The sequence below is a fragment of the Lysobacter sp. FW306-1B-D06B genome (assembly GCF_038446665.1).
Classification (GTDB): Bacteria; Pseudomonadota; Gammaproteobacteria; order Xanthomonadales; family Xanthomonadaceae; genus Lysobacter_J.
Genome location: NZ_CP151802.1, coordinates 2,892,378 through 2,915,828, shown reverse-complemented (window position 1 = coordinate 2,915,828; position 23,451 = coordinate 2,892,378). Strand labels below are relative to the sequence as shown.

Genomic DNA, 23,451 nt, shown 5'->3' with positions numbered 1-23,451 from the left:
GCGCCCGCGATTGATGCGTGGCGGGCAACAACGTGCGTCCACCCACAGGGCTACTGCCGCGCCGGCGCGCTTCCTAGCATCAGCCCGACAGTCATTCGTGTCGCCGCGCTTGCATGCGGCGGCCGCTCATTCGTTCACGGAGGTCGAACATGAAAATCGTCGTCATTGGTGGAACCGGCCTCATCGGCAGCAAGGTGGTCGAGCGCCTGCGCAAGGCCGGGCATGAAGTCGTCGTCGCCGCGCCGTCCACCGGGGTCAACATCCTGACCGGAGAAGGCCTGGACGAAGCGATGGCGGGGACGCAGGTCGTCGTGGACCTGGCGAACTCGCCGGTGTTCGTGGGCGATGCCGTGCGCGAGTTCTTCGAAGCGGCCGGCCAGAAGGTGCTCGGCGCGGAAAAGAAGGCGGGCGTGGGCCATCACATCGCGCTGTCGGTGGTGGGCACCGATCGCCTCGCCAGCAGCGACTACTTCCGCGGCAAGCTCGCGCAGGAGCGCCTGATCCGCGAGTCGGGCATCCCTTACACCATCATCCATTCCACGCAGTTCTACGAGTTCCTGCCGGGCATCATCCAGTCCGGCGACAAGGACGGTTCGGTGCACATGCCCACCGCGCTGGTACAGCCCATCGCTGCGGAGAACGTAGCCGATGCCGTCGCGAGCCACGCGCAGCAGGCGCCGTTGAACGGCACGGCGGACATCGCCGGACCGGAGCGCACGTCGCTGGCGGAACTGGCCCAGCGTTTCCTTCGCATCACCCAGGATCCGCGCGAAGTCGTCGGCGACCCAAGCGCGCTGTACTTCGGTGCGCAATTGCAGGACGACACGCTCGTGCCGTTGGGCACGGCGTGGCAGGGCGAGATTGGTTTCGAAGGCTGGCTGCGCCAGTCGGAGTTCGCGCGGTACGCACCGCGCGAGTAACGCGATGTCGGGCTCGCGCCCATCGCGGCACCGTCGCTCGTCGAACACGACGAGCGGCACACGGCATGGCGACCGGGCCGGACGCCGGTGGCACCACAAGGATTTGTCGGGGATCGCCATGAGCACGCTCAAGCCACCGTCGCCGCGCCTGCTGGACAAGTACTACGGCGATGACGTCCATCCGCTCTACACGGGCAGGGTGTGCGTCACCGGAGGCGAAGCCGCGCATGGACGCGCCTCGGGCATGGCGCGATCCGACGACGGTGCACTGGATCTGGACCTGCGCCTGCCGCTGGCGTTGGGCGGGCAGGGCGGAGGCTGCAATCCGGAGCAACTGCTGGCCGCCGCCTACGCGGCGTGCTTCCACGGCGCGATGACCCTGCTGGCGATGCGCGCCGGGCTGTCGTTGGCCGGTGCCAGCGTGGAAGCGGCCGTCACTTTCTCGCGCGATCCGGTCGACGGCCTGTTCCTGCTCTCGGCGGAAGTCGCGGTGAACCTGCCCGGGATCGAGCGCAGCGTCGCCGCCGAACTCATCCGCAACACCGAGCGCATCTGCCCTTACGCGAAGATGTTCAGGCAGGGCATCGAGCATGCCGTCGCACTCGCGCCGGACACCGCAACGCCGTCTCCGGTCGGCACGGGAGGCCCGTCATGGCGATAAAGATCGTCCGCGTATACCCGAAGAACCGCGTGCTGGCCTGGGTCGAGGACCGCCTGCCGTGGCTGTCGTTCGTCTCCGCGCACACCGCCACGTACTACGCGCCGAAGAACTTCAACATCTGGTACCTCTTCGGCGCGCTCGCCTCGGTGGTGCTGGTGAACCAGCTCGTGACCGGCATCTTCCTGGCGATGCACTTCAAGCCGTCGGCGGCCGAAGCGTTCTCGTCGGTGGAATACATCATGCGCGACGTGGAGTGGGGCTGGCTGATCCGCTACATGCACTCCACCGGCGCGTCGCTGTTCTTCGTCGTCATCTACCTGCACATGTTCCGCGCGCTCCTGTACGGCTCGTTCAAGAAGCCACGCGAGCTGGTGTGGATCCTGGGCATGCTGATCTACCTGGTGCTGATGGCCGAGGCCTTCCTGGGCTACGTGCTGCCGTGGGGCCAGATGTCGTTCTGGGGCGCGAAGGTGATCATCTCGCTGTTCGGCGCGATCCCGGTCATCGGCAACGGCCTGACCGAATGGATCATGGGTGACTATCTGCCGGGCGATGCGACGCTGTACCGCTTCTTCTCGCTGCACGTCATCGCTTTGCCGCTGATCCTGCTGCTCCTGGTCACCGTGCACATCCTGGCGCTGCACGAGATGGGTTCCAACAACCCGGACGGGGTGGAGATCTTCGACAACCTCGGCCCCGACGGACATCCCGTGGACGGCACTCCGTTCCACCCGTACTACTCGGTGGAGGACCTGCTCAGCACGGTCGCCTTCCTGCTGCTGGCGGCGTTCATCATCTTCTTCGCGCCCACGGTGGGCGGCATCTTCCTGGAACACGACAACTTCACCGAAGCCAACTCGCTGGTGACGCCGGAGCACATCAAGCCGGTGTGGTACTTCACGCCGTTCTACGCGATGTTGCGCGTGATCCCGCACAAGCTCAGCGGCGTCGTCGTGATGTTCTCGGCGCTCGCCGTGCTGTTCCTGCTGCCGTGGCTGGATCGCGGCAAGGTGAAGTCCATCCGCTATCGCGGCCTGGGCTATCGGATCGCGCTGGGCGCATTCGCGACGGCCTTCGTGGTGCTCGGCTTCATCGGCGCGGGCGCCGTGACGACGATGATCGAACGCGTCGCCGATGCGGGCGCCGACATCAACGCGATCGAAAACTGGATCGGGCGCGCGATGGTCGCGGTCTATTTCGGCTTCTTCGCATTCGTCTGGATCTACACGACCTTCGGCCTGGAGCGCACCAGGCCCGTTCCGGAACGGCTCACGCATCATCCCTGACGCGATCCGCGCGGCGCTCGGACGCGCGCGCGGGTCATCCATTGGTATGTGGGCATACCAACGTGTTATCGCCGCAGGACGCGCAGGCTGGTTCCATGGCAGCGGCCGCCACACTTCGATACGAAGACCGGGGTTGCCGAACACATCCCGGATACATGCGCCGGACATGCTTGCACCGCGCTTCCGAGGGACGCGAACCACGCCCTCGCAGGCAGCCGCATCGCCACTGTTGCTCGATAACGGAGATCGACCATGGACAAGATCGAAGCCGCCGGGATCGACCCCGTGCGCCGCCTGCTCATCGGCACCGCCGCCGCTGGCGTCACCGCGGCGTCGCTGGGCCTGATCGGCAGCGCACGGGCCGCGACACCCGCCGCCGCGCAAAGCCCGGCCACCAGGCGCGCGACCCACGCATCCTTCGGGCCGCTGAAGCAGGTGCGCGCCGGCGTGCTCGACATCGGTTACGCGCAGGCCGGGCCGGCCGACGGTCCGCCGGTGATCCTGCTGCACGGCTGGCCGTACGACATCCACAGCTATGTCGATGTCGCGCCGCTGCTCGCGGCGAAGGGTTACCGCGTGATCGTGCCGCACCTTCGCGGCTACGGGACCACGCGCTTCCTTTCGCCCGACACGCTGCGCAACGGACAACCCGCGGCGCTCGCCCAGGATGTCATCGCATTGATGGACGCGCTGCGCATCGACAAGGCGATCGTCGCCGGCTACGACTGGGGTGCGCGCTCGGCCGACATCGTCGCCGCGCTCTGGCCCGAGCGCGTGAAGTCGCTCGTCGCGGTGAGCGGCTACCTCATCAGCAGCCAGCAGGCCGCGCAGGCGCCGCTGGCGCCCGAGGCGGAGCTGCAGTGGTGGTATCAGTTCTACTTCGCCACCGATCGCGGTCGCGCGGGCTATGACAAGAACCGCCACGATTTCGCCCGCCTGATCTGGAAGCTGGCGTCGCCGAAGTGGAACTTCGACGATGCGACGTTCGATCGCAGTGCGGTGGCGTTCGAGAATGCCGACCACGTCGATATCGTGATCCACAACTACCGCTGGCGCCTCGGCCTGGCCGAGGGCGAGGCGCGCTACGACGCGCTGGAGGCGCGCCTGGCGCAACTGCCGTCCATCAACGTGCCCACGATCACGATGGAAGGCGATGCGAACGGCGCCCCGCATCCGCCGCCGGAGGCGTATGCCAAGCGCTTCACCGGGCCGTACCAGCATCGGCTGATCAGCGGCGGCATCGGCCACAACCTGCCGCAGGAAGATCCGCACGCCTTCGCGCAGGCGGTCATCGATTCCGATCGTCTCTGATCGTCACCCCGGGAGGACTGGACGATGAGTCTGCGCTGGTTGATCACGGGAAGTTCGCGCGGCATCGGCCGCGCTCTCGCCGATGCCGTGCTGAACGCCGGACACCGCCTCGTCGCGACGGCGCGCGATCCCGCGCAGCTCGCAACGCTGCAGGCCGCGCATGGCGATGCGGTGCGCGTCGTCGCGCTGGATGTCACCGATCCGGTGGCCGCGCAGCGCGCCGTGCAATGCGCGGTGGATGCATTCGGCGGGCTGGACGTGCTGGTCAACAACGCCGGTTACGGCAATGTCGACTCGGTGGAGGACACCTCGCTTGAGGAGTTCCGCAGCCAGATCGAAACCAACCTGTTCGGCACGATCATCATGACGCGCGCCGCGATCCCGCTCATGCGTTCCCAGCGCAGCGGACATATCGTCCAGGTCTCCTCCGTCGGCGGTCGCGTCGGCGCACCGGGCCGCGCGCCGTACTCGGCTGCGAAGTGGGGCGTGGAGGGCTTCTCCGAAAGCCTGGCGCTGGAGATGGCGCTGATCGGCGTGCACGTCACGATCGTCGAGCCGGGCGGCTTCCGCACCGACTTTGCCGGCGCCTCGACCTTGCTGCGCGAAGGCCGTCCCGAATACGACGCGGTGGTCGGCGCCACCGCTCGCATGCAACGCGCTTACGACGGTCGCCAGCCCGGCGATCCGGCGCGCGCGGCGCAGGCCATCCTCGAGCTGGCCGCGATGCCATCGCCGCCGCTGCGCCTGGCGCTGGGCAGCGACGCGGTCGCACGCATAGAACAAGCCGACCGCCAGCGCCTGGACGAATTGCAGCGATGGCGCGAGCTGAGCCTCTCCACCGACTTCCCCACCTGATGGCGACGGTTCGCGCCATCGAATCCCCCGATGTTCCAACCTTGAAGGAGTGTTGCATGAAGACCTTGCTCGCGGCCCTGACCTTGACTGCCGTGTCGATCGTGGCTCCGGCCTTCGCACAGGGCGCCAAGCCCACCGTCGTGCTCGTGCACGGTGCGTTCGCCGATGCGTCCAGCTGGAACGGTGTCGCCCGGATCCTGCAGAAGGACGGCTATCCCGTGGTCGCCGTCGCCAATCCGTTGCGCGGTGTCGCCAGCGACGGTGCCTACGTGTCGGACCTGCTGACCAGCCTGTCCACGCCGGTGGTGCTGGTCGGCCACTCCTACGGTGGCAGCGTCATCAGCGAAGCCGCGCGCGATCATGCCAACGTCAAGGCGCTCGTCTACGTCGCCGCGTTCGCGCCCGAGGCGGGCGAAACCGCGGCGGGCCTGTCCGGCAAGTTCCCGGGCAGCACGCTCGGCCCGACGCTGGCACCGCCGGTGAAGCTCGCCGGTGGCGGTGCGGACCTGTACATCCAGCAGGACAAGTTCCCCGCGCAGTTCGCCGCCGACGTGCCCAAGCCGGAAGCCGTGCTGATGGCCGCGACGCAGCGCCCGATCACCGAGGCGGCGCTCAATGAAGCCTCCGGCGCTCCGGCGTGGAAGGCCATTCCGTCGTGGTTCGTCTACGGCGACCAGGACCGCAACATCCCGCCCCAGTCGCTGGCGTTCATGGCCGAGCGCGCCAAGTCCAAGGGCACCGAAGTGGTGAAGGGCGCATCGCACGTGGTGATGGTGTCGCATCCGGAATCGGTCGCGAAGCTGATCGAACGCGCCGCTACGGCGAAGTAAGGACCCGCTGCCGCGCGCACGGGTTCGTGCGCGCGGTGCGGCGTTGGGCGACACGCACGAATCGGGGCCGGATCAGCCGGCCAGCTGTTCGAGAATCCCGCGAACGCGGTCCAGCGCAGGGTCAATGTCCTGCGCTTCAATCGCGCCGAATCCCATGAGCAGCCCGGGCTTGCCGTCAGGCAGCGCATAGCAGTCGTCCAGCGGATACAGGCCCACTTCCACGCGACGCGCCAGCTGGCACAGCTGCATCGCCGTGAGGGGCGCGTGGATCATGACGGCCAGGTGATAGCCGGCAATCGCGGGCAAGGGTTCCAGCCAGGGCGAGAGATCGCCGGTGAGGCGCGCGAGCAGGCGTTCGCGACGCTCGCTGAAGACCTCGTGGCAGCGACGCACGTGCCTGAGCAGGTGGCCTTCGGCCATGAAGCGCGCCAGCGTCCACTGCAACACGGTGGGCGTGTGCCAGTCGGACAGGTGCTTGGCGTTGATGAGCGCCGTGCGCAGGGCGGGCGGCGCGACGGCGTAGCCCAGTCGCAGCTCGGGCGACAGCGATTTCGAGAACGTGCCGATGTAGGCGACCAGCCCCTGACGGTCCAGTGTCTGCAACGGCTCGAAGGTCTGGCCGACGTAGCGGAACTCGCTGTCGTAGTCGTCCTCGACCACGATCGCGCCGAGTTCGCACGCGCGATCGAGCAAGGCATGCCGACGCGCCGCGCTCATCGTCATGCCGAGCGGGAACTGGTGCGTGGGCGTGGTGTAGATCAGCCGCGTCCCGTCGGGGATTCGGTCCACGCACAGGCCCTCGGCGTCCACGGGCACGGGCACCACGCAGGCGCGCTGGGCTTCCAGCAGCATGCGGGCCAGTGGATAGCCGGGTTCTTCCATCGCGACGATGCTGCCGGGCTCGATCAGCACGCGTGCGATGAGATCCAGAGCCTGCTGCGCGCCGCTGGTGATCACCAGGTCTTCAGGACGACACGACACGCCACGGCTGAAACCGATGTGGCGTGCGACCGCGTCGCGAAGTTCGGGAAGGCCTTCGGGCTCGGCGTAGAAGCCACGCAGCGTGGCGGTGCGGCGCAGTGCATGGAGTGCGCACTGGCGCCATTCCGCTTCGGGGAACAGGCGTCGCGACGATGCGCCGGCGATGAACTCGTAGCGCAGCCGCGCCTCGGGCACGGGATGGCGCAGCGGCGTGCGGATGTCCTGCCATTGCCGCGCCACGACGCGTCCCGCCAGGTCGTCCTGGACCAGCGGACGCGAGGACGGCGGAAGGCGCGATGCGACGAAGGTGCCGGCGCCCACCTGCGTGACGATCAAGCGGTCGAGCGTCAACTTCGCGTACGCCTGCGCCACGGTCTTGCGCGATACGCCGAGTTGGTCGGCAAGCAGGCGCGAGGGCGGCAATTGCTGTCCGGCCGCGAGGCGCCCGGTGCGGATGCCATCGCGCAGCTGGCGATAGATCTGCTCGGCCAGTCCACGCGTGCCTTCGATGACGACGTGCAGTTCCATGTCGGCCGCGATTATCGGCCATCGACGCGAAGGAAGGTGCGCCCCCTCCCCGGGAACGGGAGGGAGGGAAGGGGAAGGGGCGCGGGAAGCGGTCAGTCCTTGATGCCGGCGAACAGGCCGCGCGGCATCGGCTTGCCGTTGGCGTCGTAGGCCTGCTTCACGTTCTGGTAGGCCTCCTTCTCGGAGATGAAGCCGTCGCCGTTGGGGTCCTTCGTCGCGAAGATCGCTTCGCCGCCCGGCACCACCGCCACGAACTCGGCGCGCGAGACGAGGTGGTCCTTGTCGGTGTCGGCCGAGGCGAACCGTGCGTCGCCGCACTGGCCTTCGCCGCACTTGCCCTCGGCGGCCTTGGCGGTGGCCTTCGCGTGGGTCCCGCACTTTCCTTCACCGCACTTTCCTTCACCGCATTTGCCCTCACCGCACTTGCCCTCGGCGCCGGCGTGCGCGGCGGCGAGCATGTAGCCCTGCGAAAGCGGTTGGACTGCGAAGGCGGAACCGCTCAGCACCAGGCCGGCGAGTGCGACGCCGAGCATGCCGGCGGGGTGACGCGTATTGATTCGGGACATGAGGACACTCCAATGACGGTGGGATGCGGCGCCGCCATCGGGTATCGGGCGAAGCGCGGCAGGTGCTACTTCGCGCGGTTGGCGTGTCCGCGGTGTGTCGTCGCAGGGGCGGTCGTGTAACGCGATGTCGCGTGCGGCGCCTTCGTTACGTTTCGATACAAACGGCGGTGGAGGTGGTCTCCGAAGATTCCCGGAATTGGCGCCCTGCGAGTGCGCACTGCCTCCCTAGGATGGCCTCACTCCCCAACCACACGGAACCTGTTCCATGAAAGCCCGTCTCGACTTCTACAAAGCATCCCCCGACGCCGCCAAAGCCATGATTGCCCTGGAGGCGGCCGTCAACAAGCTCGGCCTGGAGCCGTCCCTGCTCGAACTGGTGAAGCTGCGCGCTTCGCAGATCAACGGCTGCGCCTACTGCGTCGACCTGCACAGCAGCGATGCACGCAAGCACGGCGAGAGCGAGCGTCGCATGCACGCCGTCGCGGTGTGGCGCGAGTCGCCGTTCTTCACCGACAAGGAGCGCGCCGCGCTCGCCTGGACCGAGTCGCTCACGCGCATTGCCGACACGCACGTGCCGGACGCCGACTACGAATGGGTCAGCAGCCAGTTCGACGAGCGCGAGCGCGTCAACCTGACGGTGGCCATCAACGCCATCAACGGCTGGAACCGCCTTGCGGTCGGCTTCCGCTCCGTTTCGGCGATGTGAGGTGAAGCGCATGAACACCCGCATCCTGTCCGGCGCGTTGCTGCTGGCATCCCTCCTGGGGGCCGCGCCCGCGGCCTTCGCCCACGGCCCCGGCGAGGGCGACGGCGCCGAGAAGATCGGCATGCTGCAGCAGCGCGCACTGTCCGACGCGCCGGGGAAGAACCTGTTGTTCTTCACCGTCGAATACGCCCCGGGCCAGCGCTCCATCCCGCACGTGCATGGCGGTTCGGTGGTCGCCTACGTGCTGGAAGGCGCCGTGGTCTCGCAGCTGGAAGGCGAGCCGCAAGTCACCTATCGCGCCGGCGAATCCTGGTACGAAACGCCGGGGATCGACCACCTCGTCTCGCGCAACGCCAGCGACACGCAACCGGCGAAGCTGCTGGTGTGGATCCTCAACGAAGGCGACGGCCCGGTGTTGACGCCGATCCCGGCGCAGGAATCGCGGTGATGCGTGCGCAGCGTGCGAAGGTCGATCCGGCCTGGCCCAATGCACTGCGCTGGTTCCTCTCGCAGTCGCTGACCAGCTTCGCGCCGTGGCACTTCATCACGCAAGGCGAGGAGCTGTCGTTCGCGGCGCGTGAGTTCCGGCTGCAAGACGTCGCGGGGCGCGAGGTGCTGGTGTTCGCGCGCCGCGAGGACGCCGAGGAATTCGCGGGGCTGGAGATCGTCGGCGCACGCGTCACCGGGCGGGTGATCCGCTTCAGCCCCGGCTTCGTGGCGGGCACGGATGCCGCCGCAAGGCATGACATCGTGAAGGACGCCTACGAGGACGTGTTCGGGTTCGTCGCCGACCGCGTGATCCCGGACATGCGCGCCGCCGCCGCCCGGCACGACGCGGCGACCCTTTGAATCCGGCATTGAAACAGGGGGCATTGGAGTCCTTTCCGATGCCCCCATCTTGAACAGGCCGAGTTCGATCAGGCCCGCCTAAAGGAGCCCCCATGAGCGACTATCGCAAGACCCCCGAAGCCGTCGCACGGCTGACCCCGGAGCAGTATCGCGTCACCCAGGAAGGCGCCACCGAGCGCCCCGGCACCGGCGAATACCTCCACAACGAACGTCCGGGCATCTACGTCGACATCGTGTCCGGCGAACCGCTGTTCGCTTCGTCGGCGAAGTACGAATCCGGCTGCGGGTGGCCGAGCTTCACCAAGCCGATCGATGACTCCAGCATCAGCGAACTGCGCGACACCTCGCACGGCATGATTCGTACGGAAGTGCGTTCCTCGCATGGCGACAGCCATCTCGGCCACGTCTTCCCCGACGGCCCGCGCGATCGCGGCGGCCTGCGCTACTGCATCAACTCGGCGTCGCTGCGCTTCATTCCGCGCGAGGAGATGGAAGCGGCCGGCTACGGCAAGTGGATCGATCAGGTCGAAGACCTGCGCTGATCGCGGTGCACACAGGTCGGCCATGCCGATCTGAACAAGCGGCGGCCGGTCCGGACGTCATGGTGCCGTCTCCCACCATGGCGCCGGCCGGCCTTGCCTGCATTTCACCGCGCGCTCACCGGCCCGCCCTCAGCCTGCGCCCACGACGCATTGCCTGGGGCGCTGTGATGGGATCGAGAGCAACGCAGCGCGACCATTCCTTCGAATCCAACACGCGCGCCCGCATATCCGCGCGGATGCTCGCTGCGTGCCTGGTTTTTCTGCCGTCCGCCGCCGCGTCGGCGCAGCAGCATGACGCCGACGAACTGGCCAAGGCGCTGTCCAATCCCGTGGCGGCACTGATCAGCGTGCCGTTCCAGTACAACTACGACGAGACGTTCGGCGAGGACGGGCAACGCCATCTGATGAACATACAGCCGGTGGCGCCATTCTCGATCTCCGAGCACTGGAACGTCATCTCGCGCACGATCCTGCCGGTGATCCACCAGCGCGATGCCATCCCCGGCGACAACCAGACCGGCATCGGCGACATCACGCAGAGCTTCTTCTTTTCGCCGAAGAAACCCGGCGCATCCGGCCTGACGTGGGGCGTGGGTCCTGCGATGCTGATTCCCACCGGCAGCGACGACCTGGGCGCCGATACGTGGGGCTTGGGCCCGACCTTCGTTGTGCTCAAGCAGGAAGGCGCGTGGACGTACGGCGCGCTGGTCAACCACATCGTCGATGTCGCCGGCGGCAGCGACCGTGCCGACATCAATTCCACCTTCCTGCAGCCGTTCGTCAGTCGCGGCATGGGGCAGGGGCGCACGCTCGGCGCCAGCTTCGAGTCGACCTACGATTGGGAAGCGGAGCAATGGACCGTGCCGCTCAACGTGTTCTACAGCAAGGTCTCGAAGATCGGGAACCAGCGCGTCAGCTACCAGGGAGGCGTGCGCGCTTACCTTGACCAACCGCCGGGCGGGCCGGAGTGGGGCCTGCGTTTCACCTTCACGCTGTTGTTCCCCAAATGACGCGCCTCTCCCGCTTGCGGTGAGGGGAGGGCGTGCTGATCCATTCGAGCAAGCCTGCGCGTTGGCCCGCATCTGCCTGCCGGCTCCTTCTCCCGTGAATCGGAGAAGGGCTGCTTCGTCATTGGCTGCTCAGTTCGCGAGAACAGGCCGGGGACGCTACACCGCGTTACCGGCGGCGTGCCCCGAAGCCCAGGCCCACTGGAAGTTGTAACCGCCGAGCCAGCCGGTGACGTCGATGACTTCGCCGATGAAATACAGCCCCGGCACACGCCTGGATTGCATGGTGCTCGATGACACTTCATCGGTATCGACACCGCCCAGGGTCACTTCGGCGGTGCGGTAGCCTTCGGTGCCGCTGGCCACCAGCGACCAGTCGCTCAACACCTGCGCGATCTCGCGCAGCTGCGGCGCGTTGTACTGCTTCATCGGCCGATTGGGCAGCCAGTGTTCGCACAGTCGCTGAGCGAAGCGCTTGGGCATGACGTCGCCGAGCACGGTCTTGAGCTCCGCGGACGGCCGTTCACGCTGCCATTGCTGCAACGCTTCCAGTGCATCCTGGCCGGGCAACAGGTCCAGGCGCAGATCGTCACCGGGCTGCCAGAACGAGGAGATCTGCAGGATCGACGGGCCGCTGACGCCGCGGTGCGTGATCAGCATGTAATTGCTGAAACTCGCGCCGTTGCAGTGCGCGGTGACCGGCAGCGCGACGCCGCTCAGATCGGCCAGGCGTTCCTGATGCTTGCCGCTGAGCGTGAGCGGGACGAGCCCCGCGCGCGTGGGCAGCACGGCGTGGCCGAAGCGGCGCGCCAGTTCGTAGCCGAAGCCGGTCGCGCCCATGCTCGGGATCGACAGCCCGCCGCTGGCCACCACCAGCGATGGCGCGGAAAACGCACCGTGGCTGGTGTGCAGGCGGAAGCGGGCTTCCTCGCTGTCGCCGTGGCTGACGCGCTCGATGCTGCAACTGGTCTCCACGCGCACGCCGGCATCGGCGCATTCGTCCAGCAGCATCTTCACGATGAGCTTGGACGAGACATCGCAGAACAGCTGGCCCAGTTCCTTTTCGTGATAGGCGATGCCGTGGCGCTCGACCATCTCGATGAAGTGCCACGGCGTGTAGCGCGCCAGCGCCGACTTGCAGAAATGCGGGTTGGCCGAGAGGTAGTTGGCGGGCGTGGCGCCGGTGTTGGTGAAATTGCAGCGACCGCCGCCGGACATGAGGATCTTCTTGCCGACGCGGTTGGCGTGTTCGACCACGAGCACGCGCTTGCCGCGCCGACCGGCGGTCAACGCGCACATCAGTCCCGCGGCGCCGCCACCCACGATCAGTACGTCGAAATGCCCGCTCATGCCGAACCTGTGCGATCAGGCTGCCTGTGCGGCCGGCGCCATGCGCGTGCGCGGACGCAATGCGACCGTGCCGGTGTCGCCCATCACCTGCAACTCGCCGTCCTGGATGATGGCGTTGAGGCGCATGCTGCGTTCGATCATCGCGGCCAGGGCGTCCACGGCCGCCGCATCGATGTCGATCACGGTGAGGTTGCCCAGGCGCGTCAACACGGCGGCGTTCTTGTCCCACCACAGGTCGGCGGCGCGGCCGCCGTAATTGACCACGACGACCTGGCGCGCGCGACCGCAGGCCTTGCGGATACGCGAGTCGTCAGGCTGGCCGAGGTCGATCCACAGCTCGATGTCGCCGGTGTAATCGCGGCGCCAGAGATCGGGTTCGTCGTCGGTGCTCAGGCCCTTGCCGAATTCCAGGCGTTCGCTGGCGAACAGCGCGTAGGCGACCACCCGCACCATCAGCCGCTGGTCGGTCTCCGACGGGTGCTGGGCGAGGGTGAGGGGATAGGTTGCGTAATGGTGCCGGTCCAGGTCACTGAGCTGAAGCTCGGCCTTGACCACGGTCGCCTTGAGCGCCATGTGGGGATGCCTTGGGCGATAACGGAGCGCGCATTCTAGGCGCTTGGCGCCGCGCGCGCCCGAGGCGCGCTGGGCGCGGTCCCGGGGCATCAGCCGGCGAGGTACCGGTACTGAATCGGCCGGGCGACCGCGCCATGCAGGGATCGCGCGGCGTGCCAGGGCCAGCGCGGGGATTCGACGAGGGTGCGGGTCAGCGCGACCACGTCGGCATGACCGTCCGTGACCAGGGCTTCCACGCGCTCGAAGTCGGGCTCGGCGACGGCGAGGATCACCGGCGTGTCGATGGAGCGCTTCACCCGCCGCACCGCCGCCATTTCACGCGCACGCGTGGGCGCCGGTTGCGCGAGCAGGCCCCCGGTGCAGACCTGGAAGCCATCGCAACCGCGTGCTTCCAGCGCTTGTGCCAGGACGACGGCCTGCTCGATCGACCAACCGTTTCCCGCGCCGTCGTAGGCGGGAATCCGCACCGTCACCGGGCACCGGGCCGGCAGCGCATTGCGCACGGCTTCGAACACCTCCAATGGAAACCGCATGCGGTTGTGCAGGCTGCCGCCGTAGGCATCGTCGCGCCGATTGGATCGCGGCGACAGGAACTGATGCAGCAGCTGTCCGTCGCCGGCGTGGAGCTGGATCGCATCGATGCCCGCCCGCGACGCACGCGCGGCCGCGTTGGCGAAGCCTTCGCGGATGCGCTGGAGATCGAGGCGATCCAGCGCCCGCGGCGGCGTCTGTCCGCTCTGGAAGGGCAGTGCGGACGGCGCGACCGTGCGCCAGTCCCGTCCCGTGCCAGGGGCGATGGGTCCGCCACCGAGCCACGGCACTTCGGTGGAGCCGCGTCGCCCGGCGTGGCCGAGTTCGACCGCGATCGGCACGTCGCACCAGCGGCGGATGCTCTCGATCGTCAGGCACAGCGCCGATTGCGTCTGATCGTTCCACAGCCCGACGTCGGCGGGTGTCGTGCGTCCCTCCGGCAGCACCGCCGTGGTTTCGATGATCAGCACGCCCGCGCCGGAAAACGCCAGATGCCCCAGGTGGATGAGGTGCCAATCGCTCATGCAGCCGTTCTCGGCGGAGAACTGGTGCATCGGCCCGACGGCGAGCCGGTTGGCGAGCTCCAGCCCGCCGATTCGGATCGGTTCGAACAGACTGGAGCACGGCACGGCTGCGTCTCCTTCTCACCGTGTGCCACACGATGCCGTCCGTCCGGGCGCAGGCCCGGGCGGGCGCGGCATGCTCACGCGCGCTTCAACGCGTCCACGAGCGCTTCGCCCACCAGCGTGCCGGAGGCCGGGTTCTGGCCCGTGATCAATCGGCCGTCGACGACCAGCTTGGGCTGCCACGGCGGGGCAGAGGAATGTTCGGCGCCCGCCTCGCGCAGCGCGCCTTCCAGATCGAACGGCACGTCGGCGCGGGCGTAGCCGTCTTCCTCGGCGGTGGAGAACGATGTCAGCTTGCGCCCGCGAACGAGCGGCGTGCCGTCGTCGAGCGTGGCGCCGAGGAAGGCGACCGGCCCGTGGCACACGGCCGACACGATCTTCCCGCCGTTCCAGGCGCGCATGACCGCCTTCTTCACCTCCGGGTCGGTCGCGATGTCCACCAGCGGCCCCAGCCCGCCGGGAAAGAAGATCGCGTCGTAGTCGAGCACGTCCACGTCGCGAAGCGGCCGGCTGTGGGCCAGTCGCCGGTACGCTGCGCTGTTGGAGAACGCGACCTGCACGGCATCCTTTTCGTCGAAACCGTCCTGCGGTGGCTTGCCGCCCTTGGGCGATGCGAACTCCATCGCGATGCCGGCCTGATCGAGCACCTCGAAGGGATGTGCGATCTCCGGGAAAAAGAATCCGGTATGGCGGTTGTTCGGGCCGATGGTGCCGGCGTTGGTGGAAACACACAGGACGTACTTCACGCGCATGGCCGTTCTCCCGTGCCGGAGCCAGACGCATTTGGTACCACGGGCGATGTCGCGGACGCTCGTAAAACGCGGTGAAATCGCGCGGGTTGGCGTGAAGGTCGCGGCCTAGGTCCTGGCGCGGGTCGCGACCTCCGCGGCCTCGTTCAGCGCACGGCTTTCGCGTCGCGGCGGTGTCAGCGGCGTGGGTTGCGGCTTGCTGAAACTCATGACCGCGCCGCTGACCCAGTCGCCGCCGGCCAGCTCGTAGGCAAAGCGATCGGCGTCGCGAACGCGCACATCGCGGGCGATGCGCTCGGCATCGGTTGGCGTGAGGCCCAGTTCGCGAAGCATCAACGTGCCGAAGGCCAACGCGGACTCGAACGTCTCGCGCACATGCAGCGTGACGCCTTCGCCGGCCAGGTGCCAGGCGTGCTCGCGGTCGTAGGCACGCACCATGAGCGAAGCCTGCGGGAACTGCGCCTTGCACAGGTCCACGATGTCGTTCGCCGCCTGGCAATCGTCCACGCACACCGCGATCACCCTGGCGTGATCGGCGCCGGCGGCCTGCAGCACGTCCAGTCGCGTGCCGTCGCCGTAGTAGATCTTGAAGCCGAAATCCGACGCGGCCTGGATCATCTCCACGTCGGTGTCGATGATGGTGACGTCCACGTCGCGCGCCAGCAGCGACTGGCTGACGACCTGGCCGAACCGGCCGAAGCCGATCATCAGCGCGCTGCCGGACAGGCCGACGGCGCGGTCGAGCCCGGCCAGCACCTGCGGCCGGCATGCGGGCACCAGGCGTCGCACCAGCAGCGTCACCAGCGGCGTCAGCGCCATGGACAGCACGACGATCGCGGTGAGTCTCGCGTTCGCCTGCGTAGCGATGACCCCCGCATGGGCGGCCGTGGCGTACAGGACGAAGGCGAATTCGCCGCCCTGGGCCATCAACGATGCGCGATCCATCGCCTCGCCATGGCCGCTGCGCAACACGCGCGCGACCAGGTAGATGCACACGCCCTTGGTCGCCATCATCGCCAGCACGCCGGTGACGACGATGCGCCAGTCCGCGCGCACGACCGACAGGTCCAGCGCCATGCCCACGCCGAGGAAGAACAGGCCGAGCAGGATGCCGCGGAAGGGTTCGATGTCGGCTTCGAGTTGATGTCGGAAACTGGACTCCGCCAGCAGCACGCCGGCGATGAACGCGCCCATGGCCATCGACAGACCGCCGGCCTGCATCAGCAACGCGGCGCCGAGCACCACCAGCAGCGCGCCCGCGGTGAGCACCTCGCGCGCGCGGCTGCCGGCGAGGATGCGGAACAGGGGATTGAGCAGCCAGCGTCCGGCTGCGAGCAACGCCAGCAGCGCGGCCACGCCGCCGAGTATCGACACCCAGCGCGGCGACGCGTCGGCCGTCTCGTGCGCCGGCGCCATCCACGCCACCATCGCCAGCAGCGGAACGATGAGCAGGTCTTCCAGCAACAACACCGACACGATGCGCTGGCCGTTGGGCCGCGCCAGGTCGCCGCGCTCCGACAGCAACTGCATCACGATGGCGGTGGAGGTGAGCACGAAGCCCATCGCGCCGATGAAGGCCACGGTGAACGGCCAGCCCAATGCCATGCCGACGGCGGTGAGCGCGACCGAGCAGGTGACGATCTGCAGCGTTCCCAGACCGAAGATGTCGCGACGCAGGCTCCACAGGTGCGAGGGGCGCATCTCCAGCCCCACGACGAACAGGAACATCACCACGCCCAGTTCCGCGATGTGGAGGATCGCCTCCGGTTCGGTGAACCAGGCCAGGCCGAAAGGCCCCACGATCAGGCCCGCGACCAGATAGCCCAGCACGGAGCCCAGTCCCAGCCTTCGGAACAGCGGCACCATGATGACCGCGGCGCCGAGCAGGGTGACCGCCTGGATCAGCGGGTCGTTCGTCGTCGATTCCACTGCCATGACTTCCTCCGTGGTGGCGCCCGGGCCGCGCGGGGAGGGCGCGCGTGCATCATCGCGTGCGATGCGTCGTGGCGTCGTCGCCGCGCGTCGGAGGGCCGCGTGCGCAGGTGATGCGGCATGCGGCGGGAGGAACCGGCTCGTCGTCGATCAGCGCCCGGGCAGCCCGCGCGTGCCCGTCCACACGCGGGCGATCAGGTACGGCGGCACGCCGCGATCCTCCGCGCCGGTGAAGATCGGATTGCGGTGCAGCTGGTTCACCGCCACGTACAGCCACGAGTCCTGGCCGAAGTGCGCGTTGTCCGTCCACAGGAAACGCGCGTCGCGCACCAGCGGCCGCAACGTGCCGTCGCGGGTCAGCATGTCGACGCCGTTGTCGGGCAGGTTGGTGATGAAGTGGTTGCCGTCCGCATCCGTCGCGGCGCCATCGGACAAGGGCTTGGGGCCCACGCGCGCGATGGCGTTTCCGATCGCCTCGTCGCTGGCGCCTTCGCGGAACAGGCGCGCGGGAACCGAGAACCAGCTGGTGCCGTTCATCGAACCGAAGAAGACCGTCTCGCCATCGGCCGACAGCGTGATCGGATTGATGCCCACGCGCGCCGGGCCCATCACGCCGTTCGCGCCGGGGAAAAGCAGGGGTTTGCCTTCGACCACCAGTTCCACGTCCTCGGCCTGCAGCGATGGATGCCCGCTGAAACGCCGCGCGGTTCCCTTGCCGGTGTCGACCACGACGATGGCCGGATCCGGCCCGCAATCGGCGACGTACACGAAGCCGCGTTCTCCATCCACTGCGAGGTCCTGGAGGATCTGGCCCGCGGGTGCGGCCTTCTTGTCGAAATCGTGGCGGAAGGCGAGCTTGCGCGACGCGATGTCGAACGCCAGCAGCTTCGGCGGCTGCGGCTTGTCCATCCAGTTGCCGTGATCGATCACCCACAGCCGATCCTGCCCGTCGATGACCACGCCGTGCGGCGTGTTGAGGACGTCCTTGCCCGAGCCGGGCTTCGCGTTCCAGGCATCGTCCGGGAACGGCGCGTAGGTGCTGCGCCCGGTCACCTCGATCAGCTGCACCGGACCGCGCCGCATGCCGTGCACGCTGGCGAAGATGCGGCCGTCCTTGGAGACCGTGACGTTGCCCGGCGTGATGTCGAGCGCGGCGACGATCTCGACCTGGCCGACCGTGGGCGTCGCGGCCGGGGCAGGGGGCAGGTCCGAGGCCGTCATCGGCGCCTGTGCGGGCGCGGGTGTGTCCTGGCCGGAGCAGGCGCACACGGTGAGGGCGGCGGAAAGGATGCATGCACGTGCGGTCGTCATCGCCGGTTCCTCGCGGTCGTGTCGTCGGATCGAGGCTACGCCCGCGCGCGAAGGCCGACGCGTTAAGTCTTGGCAAGCGCGGTTAAGCCGTCGCATCGCGCCGTTGCCGGCGCAGCCGGGTGCGGGCCGGTGCTAACGGGAATTCACGAGGATTTACTTTCCTGTCTGCGCGCGGCCGGGGAAGACTGGCGACAGGGCGATATCGAGCGGATCGTTCGACCCGCCGCATCCGCCGCAGTGCGCGTGGTGCCCGACCCATGAAACTCGACGACTGGTTTGGCGGAGCGAATATCGTGGAAGCCCGCGCGAAGATCGTGGCGATCCTGACGGCGAAGCCCGGGCAGGCGCGCGCACTGGAAGAATTGCTGCGCGGCATGGTGGCCCCCAGTCGCGCCGAGCCCGGCAACCTGCGCTGGGACATCTGGCAGGATTCCGCCGAACCCGGGCGCTTCGTCCTCGATGAGCTCTACCGCGATCAGGCCGCCGTGGCGGCGCACCGCGGCACCGCGCACTTCCAGCACTACCTGGCCGTGATCGACACGCTGGCGCAACGCCAGGCCCACGTGGTGCTTCCCTTCGTTGTCGCCGACCTCGTGCCGGCCCCTTCGACCCGCGAGCCCAAGCCCGGAGACGCCACATGAAAACAGGTTCGCAACCGCATCCGACCGACGCCGGCCCCATCGACACGGGACGCCGCGAGGTCGTGCTCGGTGCCGGCACGGCCGTGCTCGCGGGCCTGGCGGCCTCGGCGATGCCGCTCGCGGCCGCCGCCCAGGCCGATGCCGGTGCGCCGCTTGCGGCGGGTTCGTTGGGTGCGAGGTTGCAGGGCGTCCAGCATTTCGGCCTGACGGTGCAGAACATGGAGCGCGCCTACGCGTTCTACACGCAGGTGCTCGGCGGCACGGAAGTGATGCGCGACGGCGACTTCCAGGGAGAACGCATCCACAACACGCTGCTCACCGACGAGGACATCCTCGCGCGCGAGCGCGGCGTCAATCCGCGCACGCGCGGCATTCCCGACCTGCGCGGCGGTGCGCAACGGCTGGACGTGCGCTTCATCCAGTTCGACAACGTCGTCATCGAGTTGCTGCAGTACCGCGACTCGGACCAGCCGATGGGACGCGGCAACAGCTTCGCCGACCCGCGCGAGCTGATGAGCCCGGCGTTCCCGCGATCGATGCACATCTGCTTCTACCTGCGCGACGACGTCGACTTCAACGTTTTCATCCGCGACCTGGAAGCCGAGTGCGCGCGTCGCGGCATGACGCAAGTGAAGGCCAACCGCGTCATCACCGTCACCACCGAGCAGCAGCGCCGGGCCGCGCCGCTGGATGCCAATTCCAACCGCATCACCCAGGGACAGTCCGACGGATGGTCGCTGATCTACTGCAAGGGTCCGGAGGGCGAGCAACTGGAGTTCGTGCAGGCGCTGGGGCCGGTGAAGCGGACGTTCCAGGAGGCCTTGCAGGCACGACAGAGAAAGGTCTCGGGCAGCAGCGGCTGAGGCGTGGCGCCGCGCGCACGCGCGTGGCGGTGGAAGAGGCGGCAGGTGGGCGGAATGCGCGGCGATCGGGCGATCTTTCCGCAATCCCGTGCCAGCGCCCACGCGGTCCCGGCTGCTACGTTGCCGGTGGGTTGCAGATCGTTTTTCCATGGACGGTCACCTGGTGCTCGCTGCGATGACTTCGCGGCCGGCGCCGTTGCCAGCGAGAGATTCCGATGCCAGCAACGATCATGGTCAATGGGGTGCGGCACACGGTGGATGTCGACGACGACACCCCGTTGCTGTGGGTGCTGCGCGACGTGCTGCACCTGACGGGCACCAAATTCGGTTGCGGTGTCGCCCTGTGCGGCGCCTGCACGGTGCACATCGATGGCGTGCCGCGCCGATCGTGCATCACGCCGATCGCCGCCGTCGGCGATTCGCAGGTACGCACCATCGAGGCGCTGCATGAAGTGCCGGTCGGACGCGCGTTGCAGAAGGCGTGGCTCGACAACGAAGTCGTCCAGTGCGGGTACTGCCAGTCCGGGCAGCTCATGTCGGCGGCCGCGCTGCTGGCCGGCAATGCCGCGCCCAGTGACGACGACATCGACGGCATCATGAGCGGCAACATCTGCCGCTGCGGCACGTACGAGCGCATCCGCGGCGCCATCAAGCTGGCGACCCGGCAGGTGGGCGGACGGGGAGACGCGTCATGAGCGCCGATTCCCGCGACGAAACCCTCGCGACGGCATTGGGCGGAATCCGCCAGTCGCGGCGTGCGTTCCTGCAGACGGTCGCCGCGGTCGGCGGCAGCCTCGTGGTGGGTTTCCAACTCGGCGGCCCCACGCAGGCGGCCGCCGCGCGCGCCGGCAAAGGCGCCAAACCGTGGAGCGCGAACGCGTTCATCCGCATCGCCCCCGACGGCGCGGTGACGCTGGTCGTGCCGTACGTGGAAATGGGCCAGGGTGCGTACACCTCGCAGGCGCAGCTGCTGGCCGAGGAACTCGATGTCGGTCTGGATCAGGTGAAGGTGGAACCCGCACCGCCGGACGAGACGCTCTACAGCCATCCCGTGTTCGGCGGGCAGGTCACCGGCGGTTCGGCCTCGCTGCCGGGAAGCTGGGCGACGTTGCGGCAGGCCGGCGCGGACACGCGTGCATTGCTGGTGGCCGCCGCCGCCAAGCGATGGAACGCGCAGCCCTCCGAGCTGCGCACCGAACACGGCCAGGTCATCCACACGGGCAACAACCAGCGACTGGGCTACGGCGAACTGGTGGCCGCCGCGGCGACATTGCCGGCGCCGGCGGAGAAGGCGCCGTTGAAGCCGCTGTCCGAATACAAGCTGGTGGGCCATTCGGTGAAGCGTGTCGACACGCCCGCGAAGGTCAACGGCACGGCGAAGTTCGGCATCGATGCACTGCCGCAAGGCGTGCGCTACGCCGCCGTGCGCGCCACGCCGGTGTTCGACGGCAAGGTGGCCGGCGTGGACCAGGCGCCCGCGCTGGCGGTGCGCGGCGTGCGCCAGGTCGTGGTGCTGGACGATCTGGTGGCGGTGGTCGCGGACCACACCTGGGCGGCGCGCAAGGGTCTGGCGGCGCTGGACATCCGCTGGAACGAAGGCGCCAACGCCAACGTCGACACCGCCGCGCTGGTGGCGCAATGCGACGCCGCACTGGAGCGCGAGGGCGTGGTCGCGGTGAAAGTCGGCGATGTCGCCGCCGCGCGTCCCGCAAAACGCTACGAGGCGACGTTCCGCCAGCCCATGCTCGCGCACGCGACGATGGAGCCGATCAACTGCACCGCGCACGTGACGAAGGATCGCTGCGAGGTGTGGGTTGGCTGCCAGGTGCTGGGGCGCGCGCAAAAGCGCGCGTCCGAAGCCAGCGGCCTGCCGCTGGACAAGGTGATCGTGCACAACCATCTGCTCGGCGGCGGATTCGGCCGACGCCTGGAAGCCGACTACGTGCACCAGGCGGTGCGCATCGCCAAGCACGTGGATGCGCCTGTCAAGGTGATCTGGAGCCGCGAGGAAGACATCCAGCAGGATTACTTCCGCTATCACAACCACAGCCGCGTCTGGGTCGGCACCGATCGCGAGGGAATGCCGGTGAGCTTCCACCACCGCGTGGTCGGGCCGGCGATCATGGCGACGTTCCTGCCGATCTTCTTCAAGGACGGCGTCGACTTCGATGCGGTCAACGGCGCTGCCGGGCCGTACGACTTCGCCAACGCGCGCGTCGACTTCGTGCGCCAGGAACCGCCCACGGGCCTGCATGTGGGCAACTGGCGCGGCGTGGGCCATACGCGCAACGTGTTCGTGGTGGAGTCGGTGATCGACGACCTGGCGCAGCGCGCCGGCATCGATCCGGTGGAATACCGCAGGCGCCTGCTGGGCAAGAGCCCGCGTTCGCTCGCCGTGATGGAACTGGCCGCGCAGAAGGCCGGATGGGGCCGCAAGCTCGAACGCGGGCAAGGGCTGGGCATGTCGGTGCAGGACGGCTTCGGCAGCTTCCTGGCGACCGTGGCGCAAGTGCGCGTGGCGCCGGACGGAAAGTACAAGGTCGAGCGCGTGGTGTGCGCCATCGACTGCGGCGTGGCCGTGAACCCGGACATCGTGAAGGCGCAGCTGATGAGCGGCGTGGTGTACGGCCTGTCCGCCGTGCAGTACGGCAGGATCACCGTCGCACGCGGGCGCATCGTCGAAAGCAACTTCGACACCTATCCCGTGCTGCGCATGCGCGACACGCCACCGGTGGAAGTTCACATCGTGCCGAGCACGGCCGATCCGGGCGGCGTCGGCGAGCCGGGGACGTCGGGCATCTTCCCGGCCGTCACGAACGCGATCTTCCACGCCACCGGCAAGCGCGTGTTCGATCTTCCCATCGACACCGAATTGCTGAAAGGAGGCCGTCATGAAGCGTAATGCAGTCGTGGCCCTCGCGGCGGCATCGGGCGTGTTGCTGTGCGTGGCCGTCGCGTGGGCGCAGAACACGGCGCCGAAGGCCGCCACCTCCGGCGCCACCTTGAAGGCCGTGTCGGAGTTCGATTCGATCACCGATGAGCGCAAGCGCTCGGTCGCGCTGTTCGAGGAAGCGGGCAAGGTGTTGCAGCACCCTCGTTGCCTCAATTGCCATCCGGTGGAGCGTGCGCCCACGCAGGGCGATGACCTGCACGCGCACGTGCCCGAGGTGACCGGCGGACCCGACGACCACGGCCCGCCCGGCATGCCGTGCAGCAGTTGCCACGGCAAGGTGAACTCGATGACGTTGGGCGACACACTGCGCAGCATTCCCGGCGATTCGCACTGGGCGCTGGCACCGGCGTCGATGGCCTGGCAGGGCAAGTCGATCGGCGAGATCTGCGAACAGCTGAAGGATCTCAAGCGCAACGGCAACCGCGACCTGGCGAAGATCAGCCATCACATGGGTACCGACACGCTGGTGGGATGGGCATGGAATCCAGGCTCCGGCCGAACGCCGGCGCCGGGCACGCAGAAGCAGTTCGGTGCGCTGATCGATGCGTGGATCGCCAGCGGGGCGGCGTGTCCGAAGAGCTAGGCCGAAGAGTTCATCTGAAGAGCTCCGTCTGAAGAGCTCGGTTTGAAGAGCGTGGTTGCGATTGCCGTCCGTGGTCGGTGTCGCGCGGCCGATTCCACTGTCATCCCGGCGGAGGCCGGGATCCAGGCCCATTGCGTGTGGGCACTTCCTCTCCGGTAAACCAGCACACCGTCATTCCCGCGAAGGCGGGAATCCAGGGACTTTCCACGCTCCACCTTTGGGCATGCCAGCTGCAACAGCTTGGCCATCGCGATCCGCACGCCATCGGCAAGGCGTGAAACGTCCCTGGATTCCCGC

General features: G+C 68.2%; 24 protein-coding genes. 16 read left to right on the top strand and 8 right to left on the bottom strand.

Features of this window, described 5'->3' with window-relative positions:
• The first annotated feature begins 149 nt into the window (after nt 1–149).
• From AAFF32_RS13360 to AAFF32_RS13335, 6 genes are all read left to right on the top strand, one after another.
• Nucleotides 150–920 (top strand): SDR family oxidoreductase, encoded by a 771-nt coding sequence (locus AAFF32_RS13360; protein WP_342315459.1) that lies wholly within the window; start codon nt 150–152, stop codon nt 918–920.
• 118 nt (nt 921–1,038) lie between these two features.
• Nucleotides 1,039–1,581 (top strand): Ohr family peroxiredoxin, encoded by a 543-nt coding sequence (locus AAFF32_RS13355; protein WP_342315458.1) that lies wholly within the window; start codon nt 1,039–1,041, stop codon nt 1,579–1,581.
• Between the two features lie 32 nt (nt 1,582–1,613).
• Nucleotides 1,614–2,867 (top strand): cytochrome b N-terminal domain-containing protein, encoded by a 1,254-nt coding sequence (locus AAFF32_RS13350; protein ID WP_342317275.1) that lies wholly within the window; start codon nt 1,614–1,616, stop codon nt 2,865–2,867.
• Nucleotides 2,868–3,119: 252 nt separating this feature from the next.
• Complete coding sequence (locus tag AAFF32_RS13345; RefSeq protein WP_342315457.1) at nt 3,120–4,178, top strand: alpha/beta hydrolase; 1,059 nt, start codon at nt 3,120–3,122, stop codon at nt 4,176–4,178.
• A gap of 24 nt (nt 4,179–4,202) precedes the next feature.
• Nucleotides 4,203–5,033, top strand: coding sequence for an oxidoreductase (locus AAFF32_RS13340; protein ID WP_342315456.1), 831 nt, complete (start codon nt 4,203–4,205; stop codon nt 5,031–5,033).
• A 56-nt stretch (nt 5,034–5,089) separates the two neighbouring features.
• Nucleotides 5,090–5,863 carry an alpha/beta hydrolase gene (locus AAFF32_RS13335; RefSeq protein WP_342315455.1) on the top strand — a complete coding sequence of 258 codons (774 nt, stop codon included), beginning with the start codon at nt 5,090–5,092 and terminating at the stop codon, nt 5,861–5,863.
• 72 nt (nt 5,864–5,935) lie between these two features.
• Here AAFF32_RS13335 and AAFF32_RS13330 read toward each other — a convergent pair whose 3' ends face one another.
• Nucleotides 5,936–7,372, bottom strand: a complete 1,437-nt coding sequence (locus tag AAFF32_RS13330; RefSeq protein ID WP_342315454.1) for a PLP-dependent aminotransferase family protein — start codon at nt 7,370–7,372, stop codon at nt 5,936–5,938.
• A gap of 92 nt (nt 7,373–7,464) precedes the next feature.
• Complete coding sequence (locus AAFF32_RS13325; RefSeq protein WP_216966299.1) at nt 7,465–7,938, bottom strand: EF-hand domain-containing protein; 474 nt, start codon at nt 7,936–7,938, stop codon at nt 7,465–7,467.
• 265 nt (nt 7,939–8,203) lie between these two features.
• On the opposite strand from AAFF32_RS13325, the gene AAFF32_RS13320 reads away from it, so the two are divergent.
• From AAFF32_RS13320 to AAFF32_RS13300, 5 genes are all read left to right on the top strand, one after another.
• Nucleotides 8,204–8,644 carry a carboxymuconolactone decarboxylase family protein gene (locus tag AAFF32_RS13320; protein ID WP_342315453.1) on the top strand — a complete coding sequence of 147 codons (441 nt, stop codon included), beginning with the start codon at nt 8,204–8,206 and terminating at the stop codon, nt 8,642–8,644.
• A 10-nt stretch (nt 8,645–8,654) separates the two neighbouring features.
• Nucleotides 8,655–9,092 (top strand): cupin domain-containing protein, encoded by a 438-nt coding sequence (locus AAFF32_RS13315; protein ID WP_216966295.1) that lies wholly within the window; start codon nt 8,655–8,657, stop codon nt 9,090–9,092.
• Nucleotides 9,092–9,493, top strand: a complete 402-nt coding sequence (locus AAFF32_RS13310) for a hypothetical protein (RefSeq protein ID WP_342315452.1) — start codon at nt 9,092–9,094, stop codon at nt 9,491–9,493. Before AAFF32_RS13315 ends, AAFF32_RS13310 begins: the two co-directional genes overlap by 1 nt.
• Before the next feature lie 92 nt (nt 9,494–9,585).
• Nucleotides 9,586–10,035 (top strand): peptide-methionine (R)-S-oxide reductase MsrB, encoded by a 450-nt coding sequence (gene msrB / locus AAFF32_RS13305; RefSeq protein WP_216966291.1) that lies wholly within the window; start codon nt 9,586–9,588, stop codon nt 10,033–10,035.
• A gap of 236 nt (nt 10,036–10,271) precedes the next feature.
• The gene (locus AAFF32_RS13300) at nt 10,272–11,045 is read left to right on the top strand and encodes a transporter (protein WP_342315451.1); all 774 of its coding nucleotides are present in this window, start codon (nt 10,272–10,274) and stop codon (nt 11,043–11,045) included.
• Between the two features lie 156 nt (nt 11,046–11,201).
• Here AAFF32_RS13300 and AAFF32_RS13295 read toward each other — a convergent pair whose 3' ends face one another.
• The 6 genes from AAFF32_RS13295 to AAFF32_RS13270 all read right to left on the bottom strand — a co-directional run bounded on the left by AAFF32_RS13295 (nt 11,202) and on the right by AAFF32_RS13270 (nt 18,114).
• Complete coding sequence (locus AAFF32_RS13295; protein WP_216966287.1) at nt 11,202–12,392, bottom strand: NAD(P)/FAD-dependent oxidoreductase; 1,191 nt, start codon at nt 12,390–12,392, stop codon at nt 11,202–11,204.
• Nucleotides 12,393–12,407: 15 nt separating this feature from the next.
• Nucleotides 12,408–12,965 carry a YaeQ family protein gene (locus AAFF32_RS13290; RefSeq protein ID WP_216966285.1) on the bottom strand — a complete coding sequence of 186 codons (558 nt, stop codon included), beginning with the start codon at nt 12,963–12,965 and terminating at the stop codon, nt 12,408–12,410.
• 89 nt (nt 12,966–13,054) lie between these two features.
• A complete protein-coding gene (locus AAFF32_RS13285) occupies nt 13,055–14,125 on the bottom strand; it encodes an oxidoreductase (RefSeq protein ID WP_342315450.1) in 1,071 nt (356 codons plus the stop codon).
• A 74-nt stretch (nt 14,126–14,199) separates the two neighbouring features.
• The gene (locus AAFF32_RS13280) at nt 14,200–14,874 is read right to left on the bottom strand and encodes a type 1 glutamine amidotransferase domain-containing protein (protein WP_342315449.1); all 675 of its coding nucleotides are present in this window, start codon (nt 14,872–14,874) and stop codon (nt 14,200–14,202) included.
• A gap of 105 nt (nt 14,875–14,979) precedes the next feature.
• Nucleotides 14,980–16,806, bottom strand: coding sequence for a monovalent cation:proton antiporter-2 (CPA2) family protein (locus AAFF32_RS13275; RefSeq protein ID WP_342315448.1), 1,827 nt, complete (start codon nt 16,804–16,806; stop codon nt 14,980–14,982).
• Nucleotides 16,807–16,953: 147 nt separating this feature from the next.
• Nucleotides 16,954–18,114: an L-dopachrome tautomerase-related protein gene (locus AAFF32_RS13270; RefSeq protein ID WP_342315447.1), complete on the bottom strand. Its 1,161-nt coding sequence runs from the start codon at nt 18,112–18,114 to the stop codon at nt 16,954–16,956.
• 257 nt (nt 18,115–18,371) lie between these two features.
• Between AAFF32_RS13270 and AAFF32_RS13265 the strand changes: the two genes are divergently transcribed.
• The 5 genes from AAFF32_RS13265 to AAFF32_RS13245 all read left to right on the top strand — a co-directional run bounded on the left by AAFF32_RS13265 (nt 18,372) and on the right by AAFF32_RS13245 (nt 23,154).
• Nucleotides 18,372–18,755, top strand: a complete 384-nt coding sequence (locus AAFF32_RS13265; RefSeq protein WP_216966275.1) for a putative quinol monooxygenase — start codon at nt 18,372–18,374, stop codon at nt 18,753–18,755.
• Nucleotides 18,752–19,618 (top strand): VOC family protein, encoded by an 867-nt coding sequence (locus AAFF32_RS13260; RefSeq protein WP_216966273.1) that lies wholly within the window; start codon nt 18,752–18,754, stop codon nt 19,616–19,618. Before AAFF32_RS13265 ends, AAFF32_RS13260 begins: the two co-directional genes overlap by 4 nt.
• A 215-nt stretch (nt 19,619–19,833) precedes the next feature.
• Nucleotides 19,834–20,313 carry a (2Fe-2S)-binding protein gene (locus AAFF32_RS13255; RefSeq protein ID WP_342315446.1) on the top strand — a complete coding sequence of 160 codons (480 nt, stop codon included), beginning with the start codon at nt 19,834–19,836 and terminating at the stop codon, nt 20,311–20,313.
• Nucleotides 20,310–22,520, top strand: a complete 2,211-nt coding sequence (locus AAFF32_RS13250) for a molybdopterin cofactor-binding domain-containing protein (RefSeq protein WP_342315445.1) — start codon at nt 20,310–20,312, stop codon at nt 22,518–22,520. Before AAFF32_RS13255 ends, AAFF32_RS13250 begins: the two co-directional genes overlap by 4 nt.
• Nucleotides 22,510–23,154, top strand: a complete 645-nt coding sequence (locus tag AAFF32_RS13245) for a hypothetical protein (protein ID WP_216966271.1) — start codon at nt 22,510–22,512, stop codon at nt 23,152–23,154. The genes AAFF32_RS13250 and AAFF32_RS13245 overlap by 11 nt, the downstream gene beginning before the upstream one ends.
• The last annotated feature ends 297 nt before the right edge of the window (nt 23,155–23,451 follow it).